The organism is Sinosporangium siamense, from assembly GCF_016863435.1.
Lineage (GTDB): Bacteria > Actinomycetota > Actinomycetes > Streptosporangiales > Streptosporangiaceae > Sinosporangium > Sinosporangium siamense.
The window spans coordinates 196418-223183 of the sequence record NZ_BOOW01000027.1; the positions used below are offsets into that span (position 1 = coordinate 196418).

The following is a 26766-nucleotide window of genomic DNA, read 5'->3' on the forward strand; positions in this document are numbered from 1 at the left end:
CGCAGTCATATTGGCCCCATTGCTCTCCGATCAAGGAGTACAGCGCAGCATGACCACATCCACCCGCCCCCAGAGCGGCGGCGCGGCGGCTCCCGCCCTCCTGTACGGGCGCATCGCGTTCGTCGTACTGGCCGTGATCCTCATCGCGGACTTCATGGAGCTCCTCGACGCCACGATCGTCAGCGTGGCGGCCCCCGCGATCGCCGAGGAGCTGAACGCCGGCGAGTCCGCACTGCAGTGGATGATGGCCGGATACACCCTCGCCGCCGGAGCCGGCCTCATCACCGGGGGCCGCATCGGCGACCAGTTCGGACGCCGCCGCGTGTTCCTCCTCGGGCTGGCGGCGTTCATGCTGGCCTCCGCCGGCTGCGGGCTGGCGCCGAACTCCGGTGTGCTGATCGGCATGCGGATCGCGCAAGGCCTGGCCGCCGGACTGATGATCCCGCAGGTGTTCGGCATCATCCGCGCCTCGTTCGAGCCCGGCGTACGCGCGAAGGCGTTCGGCGCCTACGGTGCCGTGCTCGGTGTGGCCTCGGTGGCCGGACCGCTGCTCGGCGGACTCCTGGTCGAAGCCGACCTGTTCGGTCTGGGCTGGCGGGCGATCTTCTGGGTGAACGTCCCGATCGCGATCATCGGGCTGATCGTGGGAGCCCGCTACATGCCCGAGTCACGCGTGCCGGGCAACACCCGCCTGGACCTGCCTGGCGCGGTCCTCGCCTCCGCCGCCGTGGTGCTCCTGCTCCTGCCTCTCATGCAGGGCCGTGACTGGGGCTGGCCCTGGTGGAGCTTCCTCATCCTGGCGCTCTCGGTGCCGGCGGTGGCCCTGTTCCTCGTCAGGGAACGGCGCCTCGTCGCACGCGGCGGCCAGCCGATCCTCGACCCCGCCCTCCTCCGGGTGCGAGCCTTCGCCGGCGGACTGTCCGCTTCACTGCTGTTTTTCGGAGCTCTCGGCTCCTTCTTCCTCCTGCTGTCGCTCTATCTGCAACTGGGCACCGGTCGCAGCGCGCTTGACACCGGTCTGGTGATCCTGCCCTACGCCATCGGCTCGATCATCACCTCCGGCATCGGTGTCCAGTTCGCCCACCGCGCCCTCCTGGTGTCGGGCGCGCTGGTCCTGGCCGCGTCCCAGATCGCCCTGCTCCTCATCGTCCGCGACGGCGCCGAACCCACATACTGGGCACTGGCCGCGCCGCTGTTCGTGGGCGGCCTGGGCCTTGGGCTCACCGCCCCGTCCCTGGTCAACGTCGTCCTGGCCGGAGTCCCCGCCAAGGACGCCGGTGCCGCCGGCGGTGTCCTCACCACCGTCGGCCAAGTCGGCAACGCACTCGGTGTCGCCGTGCTCGGGGTGGTGTTCTTCACCCGGCTGGAAAACCTCTCCGCCGACGGAGCCACCGGCCTCGTCGCCTACGGCGAAGCCTTCACCGCGATCCTGCCCTGGCAGGTCGCCTGCTACCTCGCCGCGGCCGCGCTCATGTTCCTGCTGCCCAAGCGCGCCGGCGCCGCCCACACGTGACGGCCGGGCACACCGAGCGGAGTCAGGGTGTGCGGGCGGTCGTCCGCATGAACAACCCGTGCGGGCGAAGAGTGGTGGTCTTGGCGAGGGTGACACGCTGACCCGGCAGGTGCTCCAGGCGCCACCGGGCGGTGACGGTGGCCAGCGCCAGAGCCGCCTCCACACCGCTGAAGCGGTCCCCGATGCACTGGCGAGCACCGCCGCTGAAGGCGATGAACGCGTTACGCGGCGGAGGGTCCCGTTGTGTGTCGTCCCATCGGCCGGGGTCGAAGCGCTCGGGGTCCGGATAGAGGCCGCCGCTCCGCTGAACGAGAAAGGGACTGTAGAACACGTTGGTACCGGCCCGCACCAGATGCCCGCCCAGCCGTACATCCGCGGTCGCCTTGCGGGTGAGCAGCCACCCGGGCGGATACAGCCGCAAGGTCTCCCGGATGACACGATGCGTGAGCGCCAGCCGGGGCAGGTGCTCGAACTCGGCGGGCGCACCGTCCAGAACCGCGTCGACCTCCGAATGCAGACCGGCCTCGACGTCCGGATGCAGGGCCAGCACGTGCAAGGTCCAGGAGAGCAGCGCGGCGGTGCTCTCGACTCCGGCCAGCAGAAAGGTGAGGGCCTGGTCGACAAGCTCGGTGTCGCTCAGCCCGCGCCCCCGCGCGGAGTCCTCCTCCCGGGAGGCGATCAGCAGCGCGGACAACAGGTCGCCGCGGTCGGCGCTGTCGCCCCGGCGGTCGGCGATGACGGCGCCGAAGGTCGCACGCAGGCGGTCACTGGCCCGCATATACCGCCGGTTGCCGCGGGTGGGCAGCCGGTTCAGCAGAGCCGGGGCGAGCATCCGGTGGTAGATCCCCTGAAACAGGGTGCCGACGTCGTCGGCGGAGTCGCGGATGACCTGGGGCGGCAGCGCGCTGGACAGCAGCGCCGCGGTCACCGTCCGCGCGGTGAGCGCCGACATCTCCGCCATCACATCCAGCACCCGGCCGTCATGCCACGACCCGGTCATGGCGTTGATCTGCTCGGCCATGATCCGGGCATAGCCCGGTAATCGGGCCTGACCGAACGCCGGTTGGATCAGCCTGCGCTGCCGCCGGTGCTCACTGTGAGGGCAGGTGGCCACCCCGTTCCCGAGCACCTCCCGCGCACGATCGGCGATCGGGCCTCCCTTGTCGAAGGTCCGGTCGTCGTGCAGGACCTGCCAGGTCAGCTCCGGGTCGCAGACCAGGATCGCCTGGACGGGACCGATGCGAACCCTGACCAGATCCGCACCCGCGGGCAGGGAGGTGAGAAACGCGAACGGATCGCGCAACACCGGAAGAGTGTGCCCCAGCAGCGGAACGCCTCCTGGAGCCTGGGGGATCGTGTCGGGAACCCTCACGCTTGAGTCTCCTGTCAGGACACGACGATGCCCGGTCATGATGCCCTGTCAGCCCGGCCGGTAAGCCTCCGGTCGTCCGGGGGCTTACCGCGTGCTCTGCTCGATCGATCGTCGGGAAGGCTTCGCCGTACGGCAGAGCGGCCTCAGCCGGGTGTCCCTCTCACCGGCCCGCACCAGGGCGCTTCGTGTTAACGCAGGTCAGAGAGGGCTTCGTCGGATATTCACCGATTGCTGCCGAGGACCCCCGCTAGGGTTGGTTCATGGGGATCTTTGGTTCTGTGATTGATGTGCGTCCGTTGTTCCCGGGCGAGCGGTGTGCTCTGCTTGAGTTGCTGCGCGACCTGAGTCCGCAGGACTGGGCCAGGCCGACGGTCTGCCCGGGATGGGATGTGCACGACATCGCCGGTCATGTCCTCAACGACTATCTGCGGCGCATCTCGGGAAGCCGCGACAAGCACGCGGGGGCACGCTTCGCCGAGGGCGAGACGCTGCCCCGCTATCTGGCGCGGGTCAACGGCGAGTTCGTCCAGGCGACGCGTCAGATCAGCCCCGAGCTGATCGTCGAGTTGCTGGAGCACCTGGGGCCGCAGCTCGACGCCGTCTGGGCCGCCCGTGAGCTGGAGGCGCCCGCCGACCTGGACGTGTCGTGGGCCGCCACGGACGTCGCCAGCCCCGCCTGGCTGGACATCGCCCGCGAATACACCGAGTTCTGGGTGCATCAGCAGCAGATCCGCGACGCCGTCGCCCGGCCGGGGGCGACCGAGCCCGAGCTTATGGCGCCGGTGCTGAACGTTTTCGCGCGAGCTCTCCCGCAGAGCCTGAGCGGGCACGACCGGCCCGAGGGTACGGTGGCCGAACTGGAGGTGCTCGGGACCGCGGGCGGCCGGTGGGGCGCGGCCTGGCAGGAGGGCCGGTGGCGCCTGGCGGCGCCGGTGCCCGAGCCGCAGGCCCGCGTCACGATGGACCAGGACACCTTCTGGCGGCTCGCCACCCGGGGCATCACCGTCGAGCAGGCCCGCGACCGCTCCCAGCCGAGCGGCGACCCCGAACTCACCGCCGCCATGACAACCCTCCTCGCGGTCATCGCCTGACCGGCGCCGATTTTCCGTACGGACTGCAACATGACGTCGGTCCGTACGGACCGCACTATGACGTCGGGAGGGACGGACTGCACCATGACGTCGGGAGGGACGGCGCGGCGTCGGTTCAATGGGGGAGCAGCCGTCCTGCCCGGCACCTCACCGAGTCGGCCAGGACATCGGGGTCAAGGCGCTGAACCTAATCCGGGCCGCTGCCGGGTGTCGGGGCGGAGCGGTGTCGCCTACTCTCCAGGTGGGCAGAGTCCAGTAGCACGCCGACGGGGTCTGCGGCGCATTCACGAACGCATTCTCGATACGGATGACGGTAATATCGGAGTGGGCTGTTAATGGCCGTGCCCGCAACGGACGCCGCAGGAACCGGGAAATCGCGGATCAAATAGCTGCGCACCGCGACGCTGGACGAACCGAAAACGCCATGTCGCGCTGGAAGGGGTTGTGATGCAGGTAGCGGTGGTTACCTTCGACGGATTCAACGAGCTCGACAGCTTCATCGCCTCGGCAATAATCAACCGATGCCGCAGGGAGGGCTTGGAAGCATTTATCACGACGCCGACGCCGGTGGTCAAGTCGATGAACGGCGTCGAGGTAACGGGACAGCGCTCATTCGAGTTCGTGACCGAGGCCGACGCCGTGCTGATCGGCAGCGGGGTGAAGGCTCGTGACGTGGTCGCCGACAGCCGGCTGCTGTCCATGCTGCCGCTCGATCCTTCGCGACAGCTGGTCGGTGCGCAGTGCTCCGGCGCTCTCGTGCTGGCACACCTCGGGCTGCTGGGTGACATGCCGGCTTGCACCGACACGATGACCCGGCCCTTTGTCGAAGCCCGCGGCATCAGCGTGCTGGATGCGCCCTTCCACGCGGAGGGGAACATCGCCACGGCGGGCGGTTGCTTGGCGTCCCAGTATCTCGCGGCATGGGTGATCACCCGAATTCTTGGAGAGGACGCAGCGCGTGGAGTCCTCGACTACGTCGCTCCGGTCGGTGAGAAGGACGAGACCGTCGAGCGCGCCATGCGCGCCATCCACACCGGAGAACTCACGCGCAGCTGACGCGACTCAAAGTCCCCTTCAGCGCTCGCCCCGGATCAAGTGCCCGCCGGCGACCTCTCGCCCGATCCCGAATCAAAGCTCATGATCACACAGGCTTTGTCGTCAGGTGCGGCTCCAGCCGTACAAGCCATGTCCGTGAATCTTGTCACCAGGGTGTTCGGCTGGTGGGAAGATCGAGGGTGCTCCGAATAGCAAACGCGATACTCGCAAGATTGCCGGGACCGCTGCACGCCCTTGCGCTGAAGCACCGCGAACTGCTGAAGTTCGCGGTGGTGGGTGGAACCGCGTTCTTAGTGGACAACACGGTGTTCTACGGGCTGAAGCTCACCGTTTTGGAACCGAAGCCGGTGACCGCGAAAATCATCGCGGTGCTCGTGGCGACGATCGTGTCCTACGTGTTGAACCGCGAATGGTCGTTCCGGACCAGGGGAGGCCGCGAGCGCCGTCACGAGGCGGCGCTGTTCTTCCTGGTCAGTGGCGTCGGTCTGGTGCTCAGCTCCGCGCCGCTGTGGATCTCCCGATACGTGTTCCGGCTGGAGACCCCGGATGTGAGCCTCCTGACCCAGGAGATCGCCGACTTCGTGAGCGCGCAGATCATCGGCACACTGATCGCCATGGTCTTCCGCTTCTGGGCGCTCAGAAAGTGGGTCTTCCCGGATGAGAAGGCCCGGTCCGGCAGCGTGCGACTGGCTCCCGCTCCCTATTCCACGGACAAGGCGGCTTGACGGCGGCGAATGCAGAAGCCGTCTCGGTGGCTGGCCTGCTTCATGCCGCTGCCGAGCCCCTCCTTGGATGGAGAGTGAACAAAAGTCCCGTAAGCCGGCGGACACGGACTCTCACCGGGGGCGGTCAGAAAAAGGGTAAGGGGGAGTGTTCCTGAGAGGGGTGGGGACTGCGCGGCGGGGGAGCGAGGGAACCAACCAGGGACGGGGGGAGACCGGCAGTGCGTGGCCCGCCTCCCTGGGGCGGCCTGTGGAGCTCGGATGCCGAGTCCGGCCTTGAATTAACATAAATCTACTTTGTAAAGGCAGTGGCCTGGTGATCACGCCACTTGGCCACAAGATCAAACATCTGCGCCTGGAGGAAAGCAAAATACTCCTGCATGCGCCCCAGGTGGGCCCCCGCGTTCGTGTCGGGGCCGCCCACCGCCTCGACCGCGTCCTTCGCCGCCTCGGCCACCTGGTCGAAGAGCGTCATCTTCGCCAACGTCGCCTCATACCAAGCGTCGTCCGGCATCCGGTAGCGGTCACGGCGTGACCCCGGCACCGGTTCGCGAATCAGCAGGTTGACGTGTGTCAGGTAACGGACGGCGCCGGAGATGGCGGCAGGACTCACACCGATGCGTTCACCCAGTTCGGCGGCGGTCAGAGCGTCTTCCTCTGCGGCCATCATGGTGAACAGCACGCGGGCCGCCATCGGCGGGAAGCCCCACTCGGAGAACATGCGGCTCATGCGTTCGACGGACTGGCGTACGGCGTCCTGGTCGCGCGGGGCGGGGGTCTGATCGCTCATCTGGGCGTCCATCTCGCGTTATGCATCCTCTAAGCGTAGGCACAAGTGCTGCTACGCAACATTCACAAGCTTGTGAAGGTACTGTAAGCCCTATGCGCCCCACCTGTGGTGATCGTGCGTTCTGCCGCGGCGGGTAGGCTCTGGCGGTGCTTGTGATGGCTGCGAGGTCGCCTCTTCTGGGTTGGTGCGCCGGACTGCTGGCATTCGCGGTGGCGGCCGCGTGGTCGTGGGTTCCGTCGATGTGGGCCGACGAGCTGGCCACGGCCGAGGCCGTGTCGTCCCTGGCGGAGCTGCGCCGGGTGCTGGCCGACCGCGACGTCGTGTTCGTGCCTTACTACCTGCTGATGCTGCTGTGGTCGTGGTTCGGCGGCGCCGACTGGTGGCTGCGGCTGCCGTCGGCGATCGGCGTCGGGGTGGCGGCCGGCCTGCTGGCCGATCTGGGGCGCAGGCTCGGCGGGGTGCGGGCCGGGGTGTGCGCGGCGGCGCTGCTGGTGGCGCTGCCGTCGATGTCGCGCTACGGGCAGGAGGCCCGGCCTTACGCGCTCGCGGTCGCGGCGGCGGTGCTGTCGTTCTGGGCACTGCACCGGGCGCTGGACCGCGGTGAGCGCCGGGATTGGGTGCTCTACGGAGTCGCGGTGGCGATGCTGCCGTGCACGCACCTGTTCGCGGTGCTTGTGCTGCCGGCCCACCTGGTGGTGGCGGCGGTGGCGCGGGCCCGGGTGTGGCGGCCCCTGCTGGTGTCGATGGGGCTGGGCTGCCTGCCCGCGGCCGCGCTGGCGGTCGCATCCGCGAGCCAAGTGGGGCAGGTGGGGTGGCTGGGCGTGCCGGGATGGCGTGATCTGGTGCTGGTGCGCAGCGCGATCACCTCGTGGCGGCCGGAGCCGGAGGTCGGGCATCTGCCGGCGCTGCTGCTCGGGTGGGCGGTGGCCGCGGTGGGCGTGCTGGGGGCGCTGCTGCTGTGGCGGGCGTCGCCGCGGGCGGGGCTGGGGCGCGGGTTCGCGGCGGGTGCGGTGGTGTGGGGGGTGTTGCCGCCGCTGCTGCTGTTCGCGGTGTCGCAGGTGGCGACGCCCGTCTACAACACGCGTTACGTGCTGGCGGCTGCGCCGGGCCTGGTGCTGCTCGCCGGGTGGGCCGTGTCGCGGCTGCGCGTGCCGGTGGCGGCCGTGGCGGTGGTGATCGCGGTGGCGCTGGCGTGGCCGCAGCAGGTGCGGTTGCGTGAGGCGGGCGGGCACGAGGTGGATTACCGGTCGGCCGCCGGGTGGGTGTCGGCGGAGCGGGCGCAGGGGGACGCGGTGGTGTTCGCGGTGCCGTGGGTGCGGGAGGGTCTGTCACGTTATGGGGAGTTGCCGCGCGAGCTGGGTGCCGCTCCGGCGGCGGGCCGGGTGTGGCTGGTGCGGGAGGAGACCTCGCGGGCGGTGCGCCCCGGCACCGATCTCCCCTCGCGTTACGGCCTGGCCGAGGTGGGGGCGGCCAAGGTGACGCGTCTGCTTTCCGAGGGCTTCACCGTACGGCGGCAGCACGGGTGGCGTGGTGTCACCGTGTTGCTGCTGGAGCGGCAGGCGGAGGCGCGCTGAGGTCAGGCGGGGTCGCCGACCCAAACACACGGTGTGGGGTCTCCTTTGGGGTAGCAGGCGACGGCGAGCTTGAAGGCGTCGCCTTCGGTGCCGCCGTAGCGGGTGAACAGGTCTTGCAGGGCCGTCTGCAGGTCGGTGAGGACCTGCTGGCGGTGCTCGGGGGAGACGCGGATCTCCCCGGAGACGCCGATGGAGGGCAGTACGGCAAAGCCCCGGCCACCCGCGACCGGGGCTTGGAGTGGGTCAGGGCAGCACCGCCTCGGGGCGCCCGCGGCCGGCGGCGAGGTGCACCGCCATCCCCGCCAGAAGGGTGCCCATCACATAGCGCTGCACCCGCGCCCACACGGGCCTGCTCGCCAGGAACGCCGTCACCGACCCGGCCGCCAGCACCACGCACCCGTTGACGGTCACGGCCACGGCGATCTGGGTGAGCCCGAGCAGCGCGCTCTGCGCCGCGACGCCGCCGAGCGCCGGGTCGACGAACTGGGGCAGCAGCGTCACGTACAGCACGGCGATCTTGGGGTTGAGCAGGCTGGTGAGCAGCCCCATGGAGAACAGCCGGCGCCGCGTGGCGGGCGGCGTGTCCTGCCGGGTGACCGGCTGAGCGGGCCCGTGCCGTACGGTCTGCCAGGCGAGCCACAGCAGGTAGGCGGCACCGGCGACCTTGAGCGCGGTGTAGAGCGCGGGCACGAGCGTGAAGACGGCGGCCAGACCGCTCGCCGCCGCGGTGAGGTAGATGACAAAGCCCGCGGCCACCCCTGCCAGGGACACGAAACCGGCACGGCGGCCTTGGGAGACCGAGCGGGAGAGGAGGTAGATCATGTTGGGGCCCGGAGTGAGGACCATGCCGAGCGAGACGGCGGCGATGCCGAGAAGGGCGCCTGTAGTGACCATGCGCCCCATCGTGCGACGGCCGACGGCCGGTGGACCATGGCCAATCGGCGGGACTGGACCTTTGCGGGGTTGCACCTCCGTGGCCATCATGGTGGACAGCACGCGGGCCGCCATCGGCGGGAAGCCCCACTCGGAGAAGATGCGGCTCATGCGTTCGACGGATTGGCATATGGCGTCCTGGTCGCTCGGCACGAAGGTCTGATCGCTCATCTGGGCGTCCATCTCGCGTTATGCATCGCTCGCGCCGGCACACCTGCTGGGCCAGCCACTGGGTCAACCGCTCGGCGTCGGCGACGGTGCACTCGTCGAAGTCCAGGAAGGCACGGATCTGTGCCCGGTGGCGTTCGGCGGTGCGGCCCTGCCAGTCGAACAGGCTCAGCTCGGCGACGGGGACCTCAACCTGGCCGGCGACGAAGGCGACCGCCTCGTCCGGCAGTTCGGAGTTGGTCTCTCTCCAAGCGGACGTTTCCCTTCGGATTCAGGCGGAGCTGCGACTGCTCAGAGCCGGGGAGCGGCTGCCGGCTTGCTTCGGCCATCGGCTCCATGTCCAGCGGTCTGCCGCGGGCCGCTGGCCCGCGACGGCAGTAGCACGACGATGATCACAGCGCCGAGCGCCACGCAGATCGCGCCCGCCGTGAGCCCGGCCGAGTAGCCCATGATGGCCAGCGCGGCTACCCCGACGGCACCGCCGACCTGCTGTACGGAGGTGAACAGGGCCGAGCCGAGACCGGCGTCCTCCTCGGTGGTGCCCTCGACAGCGGCCACCGCCATCACGGGCAGACTCAGCCCGTTGCCCAGACTCAGAATGAGCATCCCGGGCAGGACGTGGGCGGCGTAGGAGTCACCCGCCGCCACGCCGGACAGCAGGAGCAGGCCGGCGATGTTGACCAGGAACGCCAGCAGAAGCGCCCAGCGCGTCCCGATCCGGAAAGAGATGCGGGAGGACAACCACATGCCCGCCAGGATGCCGGCGCCATAGGGCAGGTAGGCGATGCCGGCCAGGAGCGGGCTGTATCCCAGAACGGTCTGGATCTGGATCATCAGCAGGAACGACATCGCGTACATCGCCATCGAGAACAGCAGGGTCGCGCCGTTGGCGACCGCACGCGTCCGCGAGGCCAGGAACGATCTGGGCACCAGCGGCGCCGCCGCCCGCGACTCCGCCACCAGGAACGCCACCGCCAACGCGGCGGAGAACGCGACGGCCCCGAGGGCGATCGGATCGCTCCAGCCGGTCTCTCCGGCCCGCAGCAGCCCGTACACCAGCGACACCGCAGTGCCGGTGACCAGGACCGCGCCGGGAACGCCGAGGCGGCGTCGGCCGGGGGCGCGGGACTCGGGGACCAGGCGCGGGAGCAACGCCAGCGCCGCGGCGACGATAGGCAGGTTGATCAGGAAGATGCCGCGCCAGGACAGCAGGTCGGTCAGCGCCCCGGACAGCACCAGGCCCGAGGTCCCGCCCAGGGCCGCGATACCGCCCCAGATGCCCAGCGCCTTGGCCCGTTCCTCCGGCCCCGGATACAGCAACGTGATCATCGACATCGCTGCCGGGCTAGCCATCGCAGAACCCGCGCCCTGCACAAACCGCCCGATCACGAGCTGCCACGGCTCTTGTGCGAGCCCGCAAGCCAGGCTGGCCACCCCGAACAGCGCCACCCCGATGAGGAAGACGCGACGGCGGCCCAGCAGATCCGCCATCCAGCCGAACAGCAGCAGCAAACCGCCGAAGGCCAGGAAGTAGGCGTTGACGACCCAGGGCAGGGCGGACGCGCTGAAGCCCAGCTCATCGCGGATGCTGGGCAGGGCAACGTTCACGACGGTGTCATCGAGCACGAGCATGAACTGGACAAGACACAACACAATCATTGGCACCCGACGACGCTATGATCTGCCGAATTTGGCCACAATCCGCGATGAGGCCAGACTATGTCGCATGGAGGACATGGGTGCGATCATCGTCGCCCACTTCCCGCTCGTCTCAGGGGAGTGGATCCCCCCGCACAGCCACACCCACCACCAACTCGCCTGGACTCGCCACGGCGTCCTGAGCGTCAAGGTGGGGGAGGTGTACTGGGTCCTGCCGCCCACCAGGGCGCTGTGGCTGCCTGCGGGTGTCACCCATGCCACCGGTGCGACCCGCGACGCGGTGCTGTGCAGCCTGTACCTAGCGCCGGAACGCTGCCCGCTGGACTGGCCCGAGCCCACCGCGGTCGGCGTCGACGGCCTGCTGGCCGAGCTGATCGGGTACCTGGCCCACCCCGACCTCACCGACGAGGCGCGGCTGCGCGCCGAGGCGGTGGTGCCCGACCTGCTGCACCCGCTGCCCACCAGGCCCATCGACGTGCCGCAGCCCACCGACGAGCGTGTCCGGGTGGTGGCGGCCGCCCTGCTGGCAGACCCCGCCGACCCGCGCAGCCTGGAGGCTCACGCCCGCGCGGCGGGCGTGAGCAGGCGGACGTTGACGCGGTTGTTCGTGCGCGACACGGGCATGAGCTTCGACCACTGGCGCACGCAGGTGCGGTTGCGCGCCGCCCTGCCGCTGCTGGCCGAGGGGCAGCCGGTGTCGCGGGTGGCACACGACGTGGGGTACGCCACGGCGAGCGCCTTCCTGGCCGCCTTCCGCCGCACCGTCGGCACAACACCCCGGCGCTACCTGCTCAGTCGTTGACTTTGGTCTTCTCCGCGGTAGGCCGGGGAGAAGACCCTGGCAACGCGCTGACGGCTTGCCCATCACGGACTAAGTAGTCGACGGGCCGCCAGCACTGGTCACAAGTGCGGTGAGACGCCACCTCGCTCAGGGGCAGCCCCGGCTGTTCCCCCAACATCGCCTTGATTCGCGCCACCGCACAGCGGACGCGGCACCGGTAAAACCTGGCAGGGCCGGGAAGCGGCCGCCCACCCACCTCGGCTTCTCATGGGCGCCTGGCTCCCCACTCGCTGAATCTCATATGCCAACGCGTGCTCAACAGCCAGCGACCGCGACAACGGAGACAGTGCCCGGCGGGTGAACGGCAGAGCCGCAGGATTGGTGTGTTGGCCGGCGGTGGAAGCGAGGCGTTCGTGGGGGAAGGCGGGGATGTGGTGGTGGAGTGGACGAGGATGAGGCGTTCGCCCTGGCCGGGGTGTCGATGGTGGCGTGGTTTCGATCTGGTGGGGGTTAACCTCGGTCGCCTGGGCCTGGTTTGGCGTAGTTGTGCTCCTGGGCCTGTTTGGCGGCGGGGCCGGCGTTGAGCTGCGGATTCGGCGCCGCAGTGGAGGTGAGCCCGCTGTGCGGTGTGTCTGCTCCCCGCCGCCCGTCCGGGAGCAGACACACCGCCGCCCTCGGCGGGTGAGGGGAGTGTGGGCAGGCGTTGAGACGCCGGGTGCCAGGCCTCGAAAACGGCGATAGGGGCTTTGTCACGCCCGGTGGACGGCGATGTCGCCGTAGGAGGTGAAGGCGCGGATCTCCGCGCTGTCCTCCGCGTGCTCCGCCGCGTCGTATTCGGAGAGGGAGACGTGGACGTCGCCGTAGCCGGAGTTGATGTCGAGGTAGGCGGCGGTGCCCTCCCGGATGCCGATGTCGAGGTCGCCGTAGCCGGATTCCAGCACGGAGTGTCCCCGCGCGATCTCGCGGACGTGGATCTCGCCGTAGGCGGTTTTGGCGGCGACGCCCGCCATCGGCCGCTCGACGGTGATGTCGCCGGTGGCGACGCGGGCGCGCAGGTCGCCGGAGACCGTGCCGACGGTGACGTCGCCGTTGGTGGTGCCGGCGGTGACGGGGCCGCGGACTTCCCTGATGCGGATGTCGCCGTTGCCGACGGTGACGTCGGTGTGGCCGTCGGCGCGGGTCACGGTGACGTCGCCGTCGCCGACCTGGACGCGGAGCCTGCCGGTCTCCTCGACGCGGACGTCGCCGGCGGTGACGGTGAGGGTGCATTCGCCGAGGGGGCCCTCGGTGCGCAGGTCGCCGGCGGCGGTGGCGACGTGGACGCGGGATCCGGCGGGTAGTTCGATCAGCACGTCGACGGAGCCGGACCCCAAGAACAGGGAGGCCAGGGACGCCAGAGGGGATTTCCTGGTCCGGTGGGCCTTGACGGTCAGCCTGCCGTCGGCGTAGTCGATGCGGGTCTGCTCGGCCGCCTGCACGTCGTTGTCGTCGTGGTGGTCGGTGGGCCGGACGTCGACGACGGTGACGTGGTGGTCGCCGGCGCGGATCCACACGTTGCCGGTGGGCAGGTCGACGACGGCGGAGATCGGCTCGGGGGTGTCGATGGTTGCCATGGCGGTGCCCTTCTGGGTCGTTCCGGGTGAGGTGTGCGGGTGGTGCTAGCGCACCCAGCCGGTGTAGCTCCGCCCGGAACTCTGAGTGCCGCGGCGGTGGCCCGTGCCGCCGGTGTCGAGTGCGGCGGTGACGGCCCGGACGAGCCAGGAGTTGACCGAGAGCCCTTCGGCGCGTGCGGCGTCCTCGATGCGGGGCTTGAGATGCTCGGGGATGCGCAGCGAGATGCGCGCGGTGGCGCCTTCGTCCCCCTCGGGCGCAGGAGGCGGCGGCGGTGGTGCGGGGGCGGCGCGCTCGGCGGGCGTGGTGTGGGCGGCGGGAGGTGTGACGACGACGAAGTCGGGGTCGCGCCCGCGCAGCCGCACCGCGACCGAGCCGGGCGCGAGCTCGCGCGTGATCTCGTCCGCGGCGGCCGAGAGCGACTCAAGCAGCGCCAGCCGCGCAGCCGCCTCCATCGCCGAAGCGAGCCTCTCGGCGGCGGCACGCATTTCCTCCCCCCCGGCCTCGGCGGCCGCCGCGAGCTCACGGCGGAGTTGGTCGACGTACGGCGCAAGCTTCATGACGCCATAATGACATCAACATGACGTCACCGCAAATCGACGTGGCGTCATGTGGCCGGGCGGGGGACTCGCAGGTCTCCGCACCTCCGAGATCACGCGGCCCGCTCTACCGCCGTCGCCGCGCGCCGGGGACACCTGCCGCCGGCGGACCCACCCCGCCGCGCGCTCGCACGCCAAGGCACATTGTCGGCTCTTGGCGGCACGGCCGCTCTGGCCCAGGCTTAACGGCCGTGACGACCACGGGGTACGGCGCAGCCGTCTCGATCAGTTGCGGGTGCCGGAAGACCAGCCTGCTTGCGTCCGCAGCGAGCAGGTCGGCGTCCACGATCTCGTCGAGGACGGGCAGCGGCGCGGCGGGGCCCTGGCCAACAGGGACGAGGCGACGCCGGTGGCTCTGCCGTACGGTGCGGGCCGGACGGGACGGGGACGTCCCGCCGTTGCCGTCCACGCGTTCGCATCGTTCGAGGCAGGGCCGGGCGCCGAGTCGTTTCAGCACGTCGCGGGCGGCCTCACCGCCAGGACCGTCCAGGCGGGGAACGACGCCAGCGGCCGCCGTTCTCCGGGCGTCTCGGCCTCCCGCAGCAGCGTGCCGATGCCGCTGTCTCCCGCCGTCTCCTGGGCGGGGCGGGGCTGGAGCACCACGTCGACGTACACCTGGCGCATGCGCAGGACGAACTCTCCCTGCGTGACCACACCGATCGTCTCCATGTCGGCGACCGACGCCCGCAGTTGGCGCAGGTAGACCCGCAGCGGGATCGGCGGGGTGGTGTCGCCCGCCACGGCCGGGGCGGCGGTGATCAGCGCGACCAGAAGCGTGAAGCAGAAGGCGAGGTAGAACCACGTCCAGCTGATCTGGCCGTCCTCGAGTATCTGGTTGGCGGCCACATTGGCGGTGACCAAGCCTGTCGCCGCCGCGACACCCAAGGCGACGAACCGCACCCGCCGCACACCGACCTCCAGTCCTTCTCGTGTGGATCCGCCGCGGCGCCGGCGCGCTTGTGGGTGCGCGAGTGTGCCGTGGTCGCGTCGTCACCGGCGTGACGCCTGAATGTTCATGAGAGTGCTGCGGGATTTCGCGCAGCCTGCTTTCTCACACCTCGTGGAGGTTGTTCATATGAGACGGCTTATCGTGTTCCCTGCACTCCGGTATCCCTCGAGTTCCCCACCGCACACTCACCGGCTGGCCGGAGATTGGACCGGTTTCAGCAGCTATTCCCGGAAGAGTAGCGGATCTCTGCCGCACCGCAGCATTGAAACCGCTGCCGAAGGCGCCTCCGGTCGGAGCCGCGCGCATGCCCGGCACCACGCCGACGTGCGTTGACGTGCTTTTGACGGCTTCGCCGTACGGCGGGCACGGGAATTCGCGCTGTGGAATAGAGGCGGGAGGAGCCCTCACCATTTCGGCGGTTCCAGCCCCGCGCCGCCGGGACAATGACCTGCACAGCCGGATATGCAGGGAGAGCCTTCAACCCCTTCCTTTCCCCCGAAAACCCTTAACGGGCGGGCGGCAACTCCTCCGGCTCCCGCAGCGGTTTCAATCCGCGGCCGGCAGCTGAGCGGGGCGCTTATCCCCGAAGGGGGCAGGGAAGAGTCGCGAAAGTCCCGGCGGGTACGGTGACCGCAGGCGACGAGGAAGAGCCCCCCGGCGGGCCGCGGGCCGCCGCCGCGCCGTGCTCGTCGGCCCGGCCCGTGCTGGGCGGGGTGGCCCTGCGGGGCCGTGGGCAACGAGGTGAGGCGGGGCGGCGGCCGGATGCTGTCAGCCGGTGGGGTGCAGGTCGGCGGCGTTCTGGTCGGGGACGGGCTGGGGCGTGGCTGCGGCGGCCCGGGCACGGGGACCGGGGAGCCTGAGGGCGGCCAGGACGGCCGTCAGCATGACGGCGCCCAGGACGTAGACCGCGGCGCGCATTCCCTCGGCGGAGGCGGCGCGCAGGGCCTGCCCGGACAGCCCTTCGATGCCGTGGTTGGCGGCGGCGGCAAGAGCCGCCAGACCCGCGGCGGTCCCCACTTGAAGCGCGGTGGAGGCCACGCCGGAGGCCAGGCCCTGTTCGTCCGCCGGGACGCCGGTGCCGGCGGCGATCCACATGGCCTCGTAGGTGATGCCCATGCCCAGACCGATGACGACGACCCCGGCCAGGACGGTGAGGACGGATCCGTCCGCGTGCATGCCGGGGGCCAGGAGCGCGGCGCCCACGGCGTTGAGGACGATGCCGGTGATCAGCGTGCTCCGGGTGCCGAAGCGGTGGATCAGCCGCTCGCTGAGGAAGTTGCCGGCCGTGATCGACAGGGTCGGGCCAAGGAACGCCAGCCCGGTCTCCAGGGCGCTGAAGCCTAGGAGGTCCTGGAAGTACAGGGTCAGGAAGTACGGCACGGCCTGCATCGTCAGCCCGAAGACGAGGATGACCACGACCGCTCCGCTGAGCGCGCGGTTGCGGAACAGCCGCAGCGGCATCAGCGGCGTCCGGCCGCGGGCCTGGACGCGCAGGAACGCGGCCAGCAGGACCGCCGCGAGAACGGCCGCGGCGATCACCTCGGCCCGCGCCCAGCCGACCTCCGAGCCGTGCGCGACCGCGAAGATCAACAGCGTGACGCCCGCGGTGCCGGTCAGGGTTCCTGGCACATCGACACTGCCTCTGGTGACGCGGCCGTCGGGAGGCAGCAGGGCGAAGGCGGCGGCGGCACCCGCGGTGGCCAGCGGGACGTTGACGTAGAACACGGCCTGCCAGCCCAGGGCCTGGGTGAGCACTCCGCCGGCCAGTGAGCCCACGGTGAGCCCGCCGGCCCCTGCCATGGCCCAGACCGTCAGCGCGCGGTTGCGCTCCCTGCCCTCGGCGAAGGCGGTGTTGACCAGGGCCAGCACCGCGGGGAACAGCACCGCGCCGGCGAGGCCCTGCAAGGCGCGCGCGGCGAGCAGCACCGCAGGTTCTGTTGCCAGGCCGCCCAGCACGGAGGCCACGCCGTACAGCGCCATGCCGAGCACGAACATCCGCCGGCGTCCCATCAGGTCGGACAGCCGGCCGCCTAGCAGCAGGAAGCCTCCGTAGAGGACGGCGTACGCGGTGACCACCCATGACAGGGTGTGCGGTGTGAAGCCGACATCGGCGGCGATGTCGGGCAGGGCCACATAGATGATGGTGAAGTCGAGACTGATGATCAGGTGCCCGAGCGCGAGCAGCGTGAGGCTCCATCCCGGCCGCCGAGCGCGGGCCGGGGACTGAGCTGTTGACATGGGTGTGCCTTTCGTCCGTATGTGGTTCGGTGGCCTGTCATGGCTGCACCGGGACCGGCGGACATTTGTTGGCACACCCCTTGAGGGCGCCGGGGTGGGCGGCGCCCGGGCTCGGTCCGTCCGGTCCGTGCACGACGCCCCCCTCCCTGCGTGTTCTGTGCTGTCTTCGGTATGACTATGCCGCTCGCCGCGGACCACGGCATCGGACGCCCGGTCGGCATGGCCGGGGACTTTGGACTTAGGACCACCGGAGGTCTACGCGGCGAGATCGGCTCCGCCGGTACGCAACGGTGCAGGTCGGATCGGCGGGCCGGTCTTTCAACCGCCAGGCCTGCCGGCGTGAGTCCTCGGGCGGGCGATGGCCTGCCGTCCTGCGCTATAAATGTAGCGATACAAACGTAGCGAACGGAGATTTCCTATGCACGACGTCGTCATCGTGGGAGCCGGACCCACCGGGCTGATGGCCGCCTGCGAGCTCGCGCTGGCGGGTGTGTCCTGCACGATCGTGGACAAGCGCGGCAGCGATTCCGGCGTCACCCGGGCATTCGGCCTGCAAGCCCGAGCCCTGGAACTGCTCGACGCCCGAGGCATGGGCGACGAACTGGTCGCGGCAGGCAACCCGCTCAGAACGGTGTATCCCGCCTACGCCTCACGGGTCGACTTCGGGCGGCTCGACACGCGCTATCCGATGCTGCTGCTCGTGCCCCAGAACGGCACCGAGAAGCTCCTCCTGCGGCGCGCCGTGGAACTCGGCGTACGGATCCGCCGCAACGCCAACCTGGTCGGCCTGACCCAGGACACCGAGTCCGTACGGCTGATGCTGGAGAACGGAGCCGAGCTGGAGACCAGGTACGCCATCGGCGCCGACGGCGCGCACAGCAGCGTCCGTGAACTGGTCGACGTGGGCTTCGCCGGCGCGACCTACAGTCTGCCCATGCTGCTGGCCGACGTCCGCATTCCCACCTCGGAGCCGCCACCCATCACCCAGGTCGGTACCCAGGGCGTGGTGGTGACCCTCCCCTTCGGTGACGGCTGGTTCCGGGTCGGCGCCTGGCTGCGCGAACAGCCGGGCAACCCGGACTTCGCCTGGCGCAATCGCGTACGGCACGCCAGACCCCTGAGGAGCACCAGGCCCGAGGCGACGCTGATCCGTCCGGACGGCTACATAGCGTGGGCCGGGGATCACACCGGCATCGAAGCGGCTCTGGTGAAATGGTGTGGCCCGGCCGACCACACCGACAGGGAAGGAAACCGTGCCTCCGCCTAACCCGCAGCGCCGCGACCACCTGGCAGACGCGGCCATCGCCGTGCTGGCCGAGCAGGGGTCACGCGGGCTGACGCACCGCGCCGTCGACACCGCCGCCACCGTGCCGGCCGGCACCACCTCACGCTACTTCCGCACCCGCGACGCACTGCTCAACGGGGTCATCGAGCGGATCACTCACCGGCTCGGCGAACACGTGGACTCCTACACCGTCCGGCCGATCTCGCCCGCCGATCTGGAGGAAGCGCTGGTCGCTGTCATGACCACAATGCTGACCGGCGGCCGGCGCGAGCCTCTGGCCCTGTTCGAGCTGCACCTGGAGAGCGTCAGAAATCCCCGCCTGCGACGCACACTGACCGACGCCCTGCACGGCCGAAGCGATCTCATCGTCCGCCAGTGCCGCGCCGCCGGACTCGACGTCGGCCAGGACGACGCCATGCTCTTGGAGATGAGCGTGCTGGGCATCCTGTTCACCGGCCTCACCACCGGCGTCCCCGAATCCCCAAACGAGCCGATCCGCACCGCCGTACGGGCTCTCCTCGCCCGCTACCAAACATCGACAGCTACATAGTCCGTTTTGAGTGGTCGCGGCGCTGCGCCCCTCTTCGCCAAGCCGGCCGGGCGGCGGCCTGTACGGCATAGCGCGCCGTTCGCCGGCAACCCGATCCTGGTGGGAGTCCTCCGGCCGGTTGTCCTCCGCGCTGCGCGGGACTCGCCCAACCCCGGTGCCGGGCTCCCCGGACTGCCCCGCCGTACTCCCGCCGAAGCAGTCGGCGTCCACGACCGGCAGTGGAGAACCGGCACCGGCACTCACCCCGGCCCGGCCGGTGCCGCGAGCATCCCGGAAGCCCGCGCCGCTCCAGAGGGCCGTGGATGCCGCCGGGAACCGACCCCACGGCGGCTCAGACGGCCAGGCGGGCGATGGCGCCCGTTTCCAGCGCCGTCCACACGGCGCCGTCGGGGCCGATCGTGATGCCGTGGGGCTCCGAGGACGGGTTCGGCAGGTCGTAGACGCTGATGTGGCCGTCGAAGGTGATGTGGCCGACGCGGCCGGCGGCCCACTCGGTGAACCAGCATCCGGCTGCCGGGTCGGCGGTGATGGCGTGGGGGCGGGCCGTGCGGTCGGGCAGGGGGAACTCGTGGAGCTCGCCGGTGACGGTGATTCTGCCTATCTGCCCGGCCGCGATCTCGGTGAACCACAGGGCGCCGTCGGCTCCCGCCGTGATGCCGACGGGGGCGGCGCCGGTGGGGAGCTGGTGCAGTGTCGTCTCGCCGGCGACGGTGAGGCGGCCGATCGCGTCGGCCTGGTTCAGGCTGAACCACAGGGCACCGTCCGGGCCGCAGGTGATCATCGCGGGAACGGCACCCTGCACGGGGAGGGGGAACCGGGTGAGGTCGCCGCCGGGGGTGAGGCGGCCGATCGAGCCGGTGGAGGTGTCGGTGAACCACATGGCCCCGTCCGGGCCTGCGGTGATGCCGAACGGTGCGCCGCCCGGCACCGGGAACACAGCACTGTCCCCGCCGGGTGTCATCCGGCCGATGCCGTTGCCGCGCGACAGCGTGAACCACAGGGCGTCGTCCGGCCCGGGCGTGATGACCGCGGGGCCGTCCTCGGGGCCGGGCAGGGGGTGGACGGTGGTGTGGCCGTCGGGGGACATGCGGCCGATCCGGCCCGAGTGGACCAGCGTGAACCAGAGGGCGCCGTCGGGGCCTGTGGCTATGCCGTACGGGCCGCCCCCGGAGTCGCCGGCCGCGAACTCCCGGACGGACGGGTGGTGTGGCATGGGTGGGTCTCCTGTCATAGGTCGGAGAGTCAGCAGATCGGAAGGCCGCGGACCGGGAAGCCGCGGACCGGGAAGTCACGGAACGGCGACAGGGGGTCGGACGAGCGTGCCGTCGCTCATCGACAGGTGGGTGCCGCGCCAGCGGCGGCGCAGCAGCCGGTCGTGGCTCACCACGACCACGGCGCCCCGGTGGGCGGAGAGGGCGGCCTCCAGTTCCTCGACGAGGCTGAGGGACAGGTGGTTGGTGGGCTCGTCGAGCAGCAGCAGGTCGGCGGGTTCGCCGAACAGGCGCGCCAGGGCCAGGCGCCGCCGCTGGCCGGTGGACAGCCGGCCGACGCGGACGGTGAGGTGTTCGGGGGTGAACAGCCCCAGCGACAGCAGCAGGCCCGCGTGGTCGCCGGCGGGGCCGGGGCGGCCGCGGGCGAACGCGGCCAGCAGGGACTCCTGCGGCCGGCCACCGGTCGCCTCCTGCGGGAGGTAGGCGGTGCGGCCGCGCCGCAGCACCTCGCCGCCGCCGGGGGGAAGGTCGCCGGCCAGGACGCGCAGCAGGGTGCTCTTGCCGGCGCCGTTGGGGCCGCTGATGAGCAGGCGCTCACCCGCCCGCACGGTGAGGGAGGTGGGCAGCAGCCGCCCGCCGACCGCCACCCGCTCGGCCTCCAGCACGATGCCGTCCGGGGCGGGGGAGCCGGCGGGCGGGGTGAACCGCAGTGGCGGCGCCGGGGGCGGCACCGGGTCGCGGCGCAGGCGCCGCAGCCGCTGCTCGGCGTTGCGGACCCGTCCGGCGACCGACTGCTGCACGCGGCCGCCGTGCCGGTCGTAGGCCATCTTGTTGCGGTCCTTCATGACGCGGTCGGGCGCGACCTGGCGGGCTGTGACGGCCGCCGCCTCGGTGAGCCGCTCGACCTCGGCCCTCCACTGCTCGTGGGCCTGCTGGCGGCGGTGCCGAGCCGCCGCCTTCTCGGCGAGGTAGCCGGCGTAGCCGCCTCCGTAGCGGACCAGCGCGGCCCGGTCGGCGTCGACCTCGATGAGCGCGGTGGCGGTGCGTTCGAGGAAGGTGCGGTCGTGGGAGACGGCGACGGTGGTGCCGCGCCTGCCGCGCAGGTGCTCTTCGAGCCAGGTGAGCGCGTTGTCGTCGAGGTGGTTGGTGGGTTCGTCGAGCAGCAGGACCTCGGGGGAGGCGGCGAGGACCGAGGCCAGGTGCAGGCGGGCGCGCTGCCCGCCGGACAGGCCGCCGAGGAGCCGGTCGTGGTCGAGGCCGGCCAGGCCGAGGCCGTGCAGTGCGCGTTCGACGCGGGCGTCGGCCTCGTAGCCGCCGCGCAGTTCGAAGACGGTGGCGAGGTCGGCGTACTCGTCGAGCAGGTGCGGGTCGCCGCCGGCGAGCCGCGGCTCCAGGTGCCGCATGCGGGCCTCGATGGCGCGCAGGTCGGCGAGGGCGTCGCCGATGAGGTGGCGGACGCTCAGGTGGGGCGGAAGCGGGGCGTCCTGGGGGAGGTAGCCGATGCCGCCGCCCGCGGTGACGGTGACGTGGCCGTCGTCGGGGTGCTCGCGGCCGGCGAGGAGGCGGAGCAGGGTGGATTTGCCGGAGCCGTTCTCGCCGGTGACGCCCACGCGCTCACCGGGGGAGACGGCGCAGGTGACGTTGTCGAGCAGCGGGCGGTCACCGTAGGTCTTGCTGACGGAGTGCAGGCTGATCTGGGTGGGCATACGCGGTCTCCTTGAGCGTCTGGGGCTGCCGGGCTGCTGGGGGGACGCTCTTCACGTACACGACATGCACTCCTTAAGGCGACAACTGTTGCGTTAAGATGATGGCATGGACTCCTCGCCCGCCGCAAACCCGCCCCCCGCCGAGATGCGGCGCCGCCCCGGCGGCCGCAGCGCCCAGGTGCGCGGCGCCGTCCTGGCCGCCGTGCGCACCCTGCTCGTCGAGCACGGCTACGACGCCCTCGCCGTCGACACCGTCGCCGACCGCGCCGGGGTGCACCGCACCACCGTCTACCGCCGCTGGCGCGACGTCGGCGGCCTGCTCGCCGACGCCCTCGACGAAGCCGCCGACGACGGCTGGCGCCCCCCCGACACCGGCACCCTCCACGGCGACCTGCACGCCCTCAACCGCGAGGTCGCCGACGCTCTCACCGCCGACCCCTCCCTCAGTGCCGCCCTCATCGCCGCGTCCTTCCGCTCCGAGCAGGCCGCGCGGGCGCTGCGCGCCTTCTGGGACGACCGCTACGAGCGCTGCGCCGTCGTCGTGCACCGCGCCGCCGCGCGCGGGGAGATCCCCGCCGGCAGCGACCCGCGCCGCCTGCTGGTCGCCGCAACCGCCCCGCTTTACCACGAGCTGGTGCTGCTCCGCTCGCCGCACGACGATCGCCTGGCCCGTCAGGCCGCCGGCTACGCCACCGCGGCGGCCCGGGAGGGCGCCTTCGTTTAGGGCGCCGGGGGCGGGGTGGCTGTGCCGTACTGCCATAGCGCGCGGAGGGGGAGACCGGTACGGCGGAGCGGCGCCGAACCGAACCCCTCTCCGGGGGTATGGGCCGGTACGGCGGAGCCGCCCTGAATCGAACCTCTCTCCGGCGGCGTGGGCGGGTACGGCAGAGCCGCATGGGCCTCACACGCGCGCCCCGGCCGGTTTGCGGGCCGGTGCCCAGCGGAGTTCTCCCGGCACGGCCGTTAAGGTGGCGGCGCTCCTGCGCGGTCCCGCCGGGACCGACGAGCAGCCGGCGGGGCGCCGCCGGTCGCCGGACCCCATCATTCCTGGCGGCCCCGATATCATGCCTCCCGATATATAGTGGAAGCCATGAGCGCCTTGACGGAACCCGCGTTCCTCGTGCTGACCGCCCTGGTCGGCGAGCCCCGCCACGGCTACGGCATCGTCCGCGAGGTCGAAGAGCTGTCCCAGGGCCGCGTCCACCTCAAAATCGGCACCCTCTACGGCGTGCTCGACCGCCTCGCCGGCGACCACCTCGTCGAACTCGACCGCGAAGAGGCGGCCCAAGGCCGCCTCCGCCGCTACTACCGCATCACCGACGACGGCGCCGCCGCCCTGCGCGCCGAGGCCGCCCGCCTCACCGCCAACGCCGGATGCGCACTCGCCCGCCTCGACGCACACGCCGCCGGAGGTACGGCATGAGCCTTCTCGAACAGCGCTACCGACGAGTCCTGCGCCTCCTCCCCGCCACCTACCGCGCCGAACGCGAGGACGAAATGGTCTCGGCCTTCCTCGACGGCGCCCACGCCACCGCCGACGAGGACAACCCGCGGCCCCACTGGCGCGAGATCGCCAGCGTCGCCGCCCTCGCCGTCCGGATACGCCTCGGCGCCAACACCACCCGCCCCCGCCACCACGCCTGGGGGCAGGCGGTGCGGCTCGCCGTGCTCGGCGGCCTCGGCTTCTACGCGGCCACCGGCGTGTGGACGGCCACCCGGCCGCCGCTGGACGGCACCCTCACCGGGCTGCCGGCGACGGCGGCGGCGGGAGTCGTGATGGCCGTCGCCTTCGCCCTGCTGGCCACAGGACGGGTCCGCGCGGCGAAGACGGCCGCGGCGGTCGGGCTCGTGCCGTACGCGGTGGAGGTCGCCCTGGCGGCCGACCGGCTCGCGGACATGCTGAGCCGGCCGGGGAAGCCGTCGCCCGCGCGGCTGCCGCTGGACGCGGTGCCGCTGCTTGTTATGGCCGTGCCGTTCGTGCTGGTGGCGGCCTTCGCCGCGGGCTACCACCGTGACGTGCGCCCGCCCCGCCTGCCCGCCGCCGTCGCCGTGGCCCCCGTCGCGGCAGGTCTGGCCGTCGCCGTGGCCGAACGTGCGGCGATCTGGCTGATCGTTCCCACCGGTGCTCTCGGAGAAGGATGGCACTGGATCGCGATGTGGGTGAGCGAGGCCGGTCTCGCCTGCCTGGCCCTCGCCGGCGCGGCCGCCGCGCACACCGTGGCACGCCTCCGCACGGGCAGGCACTCGGCCGCGGTGCCGCTGGCACTGGCGCTGCTCAGCGCCCCCGCGGCCTTGATCGCCGCCATCCGCATCGCGCCCGGGGCGGCGGGAGAGATCGCCGACGTCATGAACCTCACCGCCGCCGGCCAGGCGCTGCTCCTCGCACTGTGCTGCCTGGCAATGCTCACCGTGGGCCTGCGCTCCCTGCCCCCCGCACCGCCTCCGGCACAGCTGCGCCCCGCCGACTGACCCGGCGCACCCCGCCCACGGGCTGGGGGACGCTTAGGTGCCGGCACCGAATGCGGGGAGGCCCGAGCCGATCCGCTGCGACCGGTATGCCCCGCCGCTGCCGGGCGTGCTGCCGCTGCGCGCCGACCCGCTTCAGGGGCCCGGCGCCCGCGCCTTCCCCGGGATGCCGCGCACCATGTGCGACCGCAGCGGCGGCGCCTGCGACGGCGGCACCGCCGTAGCCGACCTGCGGACCCTGGCCAAACGGTTACGCGCCCAGCCGGTCACGCTGACCGTCCCACTACCGCAGAGCGGAAGCCGCACGGTGACCTACACCGAAAGCCACCCCGCCGGACTGCTGCAAAACGCCGCCAACTCCCAAGCCGGAAGGGGGCCTGCACGGTGCGCCGTCCATCGGTGCGGCAACACGGCAGAATGCCGATACGCCGTTCTTGGTCGGCCTGTTATCCGTACCGGTGCTCTCGCCTCGGCCGCGCAGCCTGTGTTGCAGGTGGCGGACGGAGTGCTCCTGCGGCCTTGGCGGTCAGCGGATGCGCCTGCGGTGAAGGCGGCATTCGAGGATCCGGAGATCCAGCGCCGGCATGTGCGGCGCACAGACTCCGTGGCGGAGGCCCGCGAGTGGGTCGAAGGGTGGCGTGACACCTGGCGGCAGGAGACCGCGGCCCACTGGGCCCTGACCGACGACACCACGCTCCTGGGGAGGGCCGCGCTGAAATCTTTGTCTCTGGACGACGGTGTGGCCGACGGCAGACACGACGCGCATCTTCACGCGCGAACCCGGCGAGACGGCTGACGGGCCTGGCGGAAGGCGTCAGACGCGTTCTCCAGCCTGCCCCTCGACAACGTTTGTCCGGCACCTGCATTGCGGAAACCAGCTTCTGGTCGCGTACGGCGCAGCCGTAGCCCGAGCCGGCTCTCCGGGCTACAGCCCGTGTTCGCGCACGCCTCGCCTATGGGACACAGGGCCGGCATCGAGGCTGTGCCGTACACCTTTCGCCTGGGCGGGGGAGTGTTGCGAATCGGATTTTAAAACCGGGGGACACCTTATGCACAACGTTGCTGCGGGCCTATTGACGTGCCTGATCGGCTTCCTGTTGATTGTGGTCGGATTTCGCAGCGGAGTTCTCCATTCATATGGGCCGATCGCAGTTCTCCGCTGTCCGAGATTGCTTTGATGTCGTTTCAAGGGTGGTTGCCTGCCACCTGAAGGAGAAACCAAAATGTTAAAAAGTCGTATCCTGGCGTCACTGTCGGCGGTGGCGGTAGCGGGCACGCTCGCGGCCGCCCTGCCCGCCGCCTCCGCGGCGACCGCCACCCCGGCCCCTGTGCCGATCTGCGCCGAGGAGTGGAACCCCTCCAAGGCATACGCGGGCGGCCTGACCGCGTCCCACAACGGGCGCAACTGGCGCGCCAAGTGGTGGAACAGGAACAACGTGCCCGGTGGCCCCTCCGGCAACTGGACCGACAAGGGTGCCTGCGACAACCGCGAGGGCAGCTTCGTGGTGAGCGACGCGCAGTTCAACCAGATGTTCCCGTCTCGCAAGCCCTTCTACACCTACAAGGGCCTCGTCACGGCCTTGAGCGCCTACCCGGCGTTCGCCGGCACGGGGGACGACGTCACCAAGAAGCAGGAGGCTGCCGCCTTCCTCGCCAACGTCAGCCACGAGACCGGCGGCCTGTTCCACATCGTCGAGGTCAACACGGCGAACTACTCGCACTACTGCGATGAAAAGCAGCCGTTCGGCTGCCCCGCGGGCCTTTCGTCCTACTACGGCCGCGGCCCGATCCAGCTGAGCTGGAACTACAACTACAAGGCCGCAGGTGATGCCCTGGAAATCGACCTGCTCAACTTCCCCAACCTGGTGCAGAACGAGGCGTCCGTCGCCTGGGCCACCGGCATCTGGTACTGGATGACGCAGAACGGCCCCGGCACCATGACGCCGCACACCGCGATGGTCGGCAAGCACGGTTTCGGGGAGACCATCCGCAGCATCAACGGCAGGCTCGAGTGCAACGGCGCCAACCCGCGCCAGGTCGAGAACCGCGTCAGGCTCTACCTGCGGTTCACCGAGATCCTCGGTGTGCCACCGGGTGACAACATCTACTGCTGACCGGCGTGATGGTTGAGGGGACGGGGCGGCACTGCGCATTCTGACATGCGTTAGCGCGTTTCGAAGCGGTTATTCGGCCGTCCGGTCGATGCCGTTGCTCCCATGATGTGAATCGCTCTCATGACCGGTTTCTCTCCTCTCTCCAGGGCAGGGGAGGGAAACCGGTTCTAAGCGTGCTTGAATGCAGAGAGTCCTGGTTAAGGCGGAGGGATTTCATTTTCAGAGTCCCGGGCGGGTGCCGCATGTTGTCCTCTGCGCCGCCGCATGCCTGGGGGATTTCAGGCCTGCCGCTGCCCGCGTGAGCGATCCGGGGGCGCCGTACGGCTGAGCCATCCCTTGTCGTTGTGCTCCCTCACTGGGTTTCGCCCCCCTTGCCCG

Annotated in this window: 24 protein-coding genes and 1 pseudogene; 13 read left to right on the forward strand and 12 right to left on the reverse strand. The window is 70.9% G+C overall.

Annotation, left to right across the window (positions count from 1 at the left end; genetic code table 11):
* Positions 1 to 49: 49 nt before the first annotated feature.
* Positions 50 to 1513 carry an MFS transporter gene (locus Ssi02_RS20575; protein ID WP_204027784.1) on the forward strand — a complete coding sequence of 488 codons (1464 nt, stop codon included), beginning with the start codon at positions 50 to 52 and terminating at the stop codon, positions 1511 to 1513.
* Positions 1514 to 1535: 22 nt separating this feature from the next.
* On the opposite strand, the gene Ssi02_RS20580 is transcribed toward Ssi02_RS20575, so the two are convergent.
* Complete coding sequence (locus Ssi02_RS20580; protein ID WP_204027788.1) at positions 1536 to 2885, reverse strand: cytochrome P450; 1350 nt, start codon at positions 2883 to 2885, stop codon at positions 1536 to 1538.
* 278 nt (positions 2886 to 3163) lie between these two features.
* On the opposite strand from Ssi02_RS20580, the gene Ssi02_RS20585 reads away from it, so the two are divergent.
* From Ssi02_RS20585 to Ssi02_RS20595, 3 genes are all read left to right on the forward strand, one after another.
* Complete coding sequence (locus Ssi02_RS20585) at positions 3164 to 3976, forward strand: maleylpyruvate isomerase family mycothiol-dependent enzyme (protein WP_204027790.1); 813 nt, start codon at positions 3164 to 3166, stop codon at positions 3974 to 3976.
* Positions 3977 to 4423: 447 nt separating this feature from the next.
* Positions 4424 to 5032, forward strand: a complete 609-nt coding sequence (locus Ssi02_RS20590) for a DJ-1/PfpI family protein (protein ID WP_204027792.1) — start codon at positions 4424 to 4426, stop codon at positions 5030 to 5032.
* 179 nt (positions 5033 to 5211) lie between these two features.
* The gene (locus tag Ssi02_RS20595; RefSeq protein WP_239129207.1) at positions 5212 to 5757 is read left to right on the forward strand and encodes a GtrA family protein; all 546 of its coding nucleotides are present in this window, start codon (positions 5212 to 5214) and stop codon (positions 5755 to 5757) included.
* A gap of 289 nt (positions 5758 to 6046) precedes the next feature.
* On the opposite strand, the gene Ssi02_RS20600 is transcribed toward Ssi02_RS20595, so the two are convergent.
* On the reverse strand, positions 6047 to 6544 hold the full coding sequence (locus Ssi02_RS20600) for a GbsR/MarR family transcriptional regulator (RefSeq protein ID WP_204027796.1): 498 nt from the start codon (positions 6542 to 6544) through the stop codon (positions 6047 to 6049).
* A 155-nt stretch (positions 6545 to 6699) separates the two neighbouring features.
* Between Ssi02_RS20600 and Ssi02_RS20605 the strand changes: the two genes are divergently transcribed.
* Positions 6700 to 8118: a glycosyltransferase family 39 protein gene (locus Ssi02_RS20605; protein ID WP_204027797.1), complete on the forward strand. Its 1419-nt coding sequence runs from the start codon at positions 6700 to 6702 to the stop codon at positions 8116 to 8118.
* Positions 8119 to 8361: 243 nt separating this feature from the next.
* On the opposite strand, the gene Ssi02_RS20610 is transcribed toward Ssi02_RS20605, so the two are convergent.
* The 3 genes and pseudogenes from Ssi02_RS20610 to Ssi02_RS20620 form a co-directional block, all read right to left on the reverse strand.
* Positions 8362 to 9222 carry a LysE family translocator gene (locus Ssi02_RS20610; RefSeq protein WP_239129209.1) on the reverse strand — a complete coding sequence of 287 codons (861 nt, stop codon included), beginning with the start codon at positions 9220 to 9222 and terminating at the stop codon, positions 8362 to 8364.
* A gap of 40 nt (positions 9223 to 9262) precedes the next feature.
* Positions 9263 to 9490: pseudogene (locus tag Ssi02_RS39840) on the reverse strand (DUF4158 domain-containing protein); the annotation flags it as partial.
* Between the two features lie 20 nt (positions 9491 to 9510).
* Positions 9511 to 10878, reverse strand: a complete 1368-nt coding sequence (locus tag Ssi02_RS20620; RefSeq protein ID WP_204027798.1) for an MFS transporter — start codon at positions 10876 to 10878, stop codon at positions 9511 to 9513.
* A 76-nt stretch (positions 10879 to 10954) separates the two neighbouring features.
* On the opposite strand from Ssi02_RS20620, the gene Ssi02_RS20625 reads away from it, so the two are divergent.
* On the forward strand, positions 10955 to 11680 hold the full coding sequence (locus Ssi02_RS20625; protein ID WP_239129211.1) for a helix-turn-helix transcriptional regulator: 726 nt from the start codon (positions 10955 to 10957) through the stop codon (positions 11678 to 11680).
* Positions 11681 to 12408: 728 nt separating this feature from the next.
* Here Ssi02_RS20625 and Ssi02_RS20630 read toward each other — a convergent pair.
* From Ssi02_RS20630 to Ssi02_RS20650, 5 genes are all read right to left on the reverse strand, one after another.
* Complete coding sequence (locus Ssi02_RS20630) at positions 12409 to 13272, reverse strand: DUF4097 family beta strand repeat-containing protein (protein ID WP_204027800.1); 864 nt, start codon at positions 13270 to 13272, stop codon at positions 12409 to 12411.
* A gap of 45 nt (positions 13273 to 13317) precedes the next feature.
* The gene (locus tag Ssi02_RS20635; protein ID WP_204027801.1) at positions 13318 to 13830 is read right to left on the reverse strand and encodes a hypothetical protein; all 513 of its coding nucleotides are present in this window, start codon (positions 13828 to 13830) and stop codon (positions 13318 to 13320) included.
* A gap of 106 nt (positions 13831 to 13936) precedes the next feature.
* On the reverse strand, positions 13937 to 14326 hold the full coding sequence (locus tag Ssi02_RS20640) for a hypothetical protein (RefSeq protein WP_204027802.1): 390 nt from the start codon (positions 14324 to 14326) through the stop codon (positions 13937 to 13939).
* Entirely contained in the window at positions 14320 to 14778 is a 459-nt protein-coding gene (locus Ssi02_RS20645) for a hypothetical protein (protein WP_204027804.1), read from the reverse strand. Before Ssi02_RS20645 ends, Ssi02_RS20640 begins: the two co-directional genes overlap by 7 nt.
* Before the next feature lie 808 nt (positions 14779 to 15586).
* Positions 15587 to 17056, reverse strand: coding sequence for an MFS transporter (locus Ssi02_RS20650; RefSeq protein ID WP_204027806.1), 1470 nt, complete (start codon positions 17054 to 17056; stop codon positions 15587 to 15589).
* A gap of 418 nt (positions 17057 to 17474) precedes the next feature.
* On the opposite strand from Ssi02_RS20650, the gene Ssi02_RS20655 reads away from it, so the two are divergent.
* Both Ssi02_RS20655 and Ssi02_RS20660 read left to right on the forward strand, forming a co-directional pair.
* Positions 17475 to 18323 carry an FAD-dependent monooxygenase gene (locus Ssi02_RS20655; RefSeq protein WP_204027808.1) on the forward strand — a complete coding sequence of 283 codons (849 nt, stop codon included), beginning with the start codon at positions 17475 to 17477 and terminating at the stop codon, positions 18321 to 18323.
* Positions 18310 to 18891 (forward strand): TetR/AcrR family transcriptional regulator, encoded by a 582-nt coding sequence (locus tag Ssi02_RS20660; protein WP_204027809.1) that lies wholly within the window; start codon positions 18310 to 18312, stop codon positions 18889 to 18891. Before Ssi02_RS20655 ends, Ssi02_RS20660 begins: the two co-directional genes overlap by 14 nt.
* Positions 18892 to 19222: 331 nt before the next feature.
* Here the strand turns inward: Ssi02_RS20660 and Ssi02_RS20665 are convergent, their stop codons facing one another.
* Both Ssi02_RS20665 and abc-f read right to left on the reverse strand, forming a co-directional pair.
* Positions 19223 to 20104: a Vgb family protein gene (locus Ssi02_RS20665; RefSeq protein ID WP_204027811.1), complete on the reverse strand. Its 882-nt coding sequence runs from the start codon at positions 20102 to 20104 to the stop codon at positions 19223 to 19225.
* A 75-nt stretch (positions 20105 to 20179) separates the two neighbouring features.
* A complete protein-coding gene (gene abc-f, locus Ssi02_RS20670) occupies positions 20180 to 21808 on the reverse strand; it encodes a ribosomal protection-like ABC-F family protein (protein WP_204027813.1) in 1629 nt (542 codons plus the stop codon).
* 106 nt (positions 21809 to 21914) lie between these two features.
* On the opposite strand from abc-f, the gene Ssi02_RS20675 reads away from it, so the two are divergent.
* From Ssi02_RS20675 to Ssi02_RS20695, 5 genes are all read left to right on the forward strand, one after another.
* The gene (locus Ssi02_RS20675) at positions 21915 to 22532 is read left to right on the forward strand and encodes a TetR/AcrR family transcriptional regulator (RefSeq protein WP_239129212.1); all 618 of its coding nucleotides are present in this window, start codon (positions 21915 to 21917) and stop codon (positions 22530 to 22532) included.
* Between the two features lie 366 nt (positions 22533 to 22898).
* The gene (locus Ssi02_RS20680; RefSeq protein ID WP_239129213.1) at positions 22899 to 23231 is read left to right on the forward strand and encodes a PadR family transcriptional regulator; all 333 of its coding nucleotides are present in this window, start codon (positions 22899 to 22901) and stop codon (positions 23229 to 23231) included.
* Positions 23228 to 24277: a hypothetical protein gene (locus Ssi02_RS20685; protein ID WP_204027815.1), complete on the forward strand. Its 1050-nt coding sequence runs from the start codon at positions 23228 to 23230 to the stop codon at positions 24275 to 24277. Before Ssi02_RS20680 ends, Ssi02_RS20685 begins: the two co-directional genes overlap by 4 nt.
* 37 nt (positions 24278 to 24314) lie before the next feature.
* Positions 24315 to 25070 (forward strand): GNAT family N-acetyltransferase, encoded by a 756-nt coding sequence (locus tag Ssi02_RS20690; RefSeq protein ID WP_204027817.1) that lies wholly within the window; start codon positions 24315 to 24317, stop codon positions 25068 to 25070.
* Positions 25071 to 25497: 427 nt separating this feature from the next.
* Complete coding sequence (locus Ssi02_RS20695) at positions 25498 to 26388, forward strand: glycoside hydrolase family 19 protein (RefSeq protein ID WP_204027820.1); 891 nt, start codon at positions 25498 to 25500, stop codon at positions 26386 to 26388.
* Positions 26389 to 26766: the final 378 nt, after the last annotated feature.

Excerpts from the sequence above, each read along its gene's own strand:
- Ssi02_RS20600 (WP_204027796.1), bottom strand. The coding sequence starts at position 6,544 with ATGAGCGATCAGACCCCCGCCCCGCGCGACCAGGACGCCGTACGCCAG.
- Ssi02_RS20635 (WP_204027801.1), bottom strand. The coding sequence starts at position 13,830 with ATGAAGCTTGCGCCGTACGTCGACCAACTCCGCCGTGAGCTCGCGGCG.
- abc-f (WP_204027813.1), bottom strand. The coding sequence starts at position 21,808 with ATGCCCACCCAGATCAGCCTGCACTCCGTCAGCAAGACCTACGGTGAC.
- Ssi02_RS20630 (WP_204027800.1), bottom strand. The coding sequence starts at position 13,272 with ATGGCAACCATCGACACCCCCGAGCCGATCTCCGCCGTCGTCGACCTG.
- Ssi02_RS20695 (WP_204027820.1), top strand. The coding sequence starts at position 25,498 with ATGTTAAAAAGTCGTATCCTGGCGTCACTGTCGGCGGTGGCGGTAGCG.
- Ssi02_RS20685 (WP_204027815.1), top strand. The coding sequence starts at position 23,228 with ATGAGCCTTCTCGAACAGCGCTACCGACGAGTCCTGCGCCTCCTCCCC.
- Ssi02_RS20665 (WP_204027811.1), bottom strand. The coding sequence starts at position 20,104 with ATGCCACACCACCCGTCCGTCCGGGAGTTCGCGGCCGGCGACTCCGGG.
- Ssi02_RS20605 (WP_204027797.1), top strand. The coding sequence starts at position 6,700 with ATGGCTGCGAGGTCGCCTCTTCTGGGTTGGTGCGCCGGACTGCTGGCA.
- Ssi02_RS20625 (WP_239129211.1), top strand. The coding sequence starts at position 10,955 with ATGGGTGCGATCATCGTCGCCCACTTCCCGCTCGTCTCAGGGGAGTGG.
- Ssi02_RS20575 (WP_204027784.1), top strand. The coding sequence starts at position 50 with ATGACCACATCCACCCGCCCCCAGAGCGGCGGCGCGGCGGCTCCCGCC.
- Ssi02_RS20650 (WP_204027806.1), bottom strand. The coding sequence starts at position 17,056 with ATGTCAACAGCTCAGTCCCCGGCCCGCGCTCGGCGGCCGGGATGGAGC.
- Ssi02_RS20590 (WP_204027792.1), top strand. The coding sequence starts at position 4,424 with ATGCAGGTAGCGGTGGTTACCTTCGACGGATTCAACGAGCTCGACAGC.
- Ssi02_RS20610 (WP_239129209.1), bottom strand. The coding sequence starts at position 9,222 with ATGAGCGATCAGACCTTCGTGCCGAGCGACCAGGACGCCATATGCCAA.
- Ssi02_RS20620 (WP_204027798.1), bottom strand. The coding sequence starts at position 10,878 with ATGATTGTGTTGTGTCTTGTCCAGTTCATGCTCGTGCTCGATGACACC.
- Ssi02_RS20680 (WP_239129213.1), top strand. The coding sequence starts at position 22,899 with ATGAGCGCCTTGACGGAACCCGCGTTCCTCGTGCTGACCGCCCTGGTC.
- Ssi02_RS20675 (WP_239129212.1), top strand. The coding sequence starts at position 21,915 with ATGGACTCCTCGCCCGCCGCAAACCCGCCCCCCGCCGAGATGCGGCGC.
- Ssi02_RS20655 (WP_204027808.1), top strand. The coding sequence starts at position 17,475 with ATGCACGACGTCGTCATCGTGGGAGCCGGACCCACCGGGCTGATGGCC.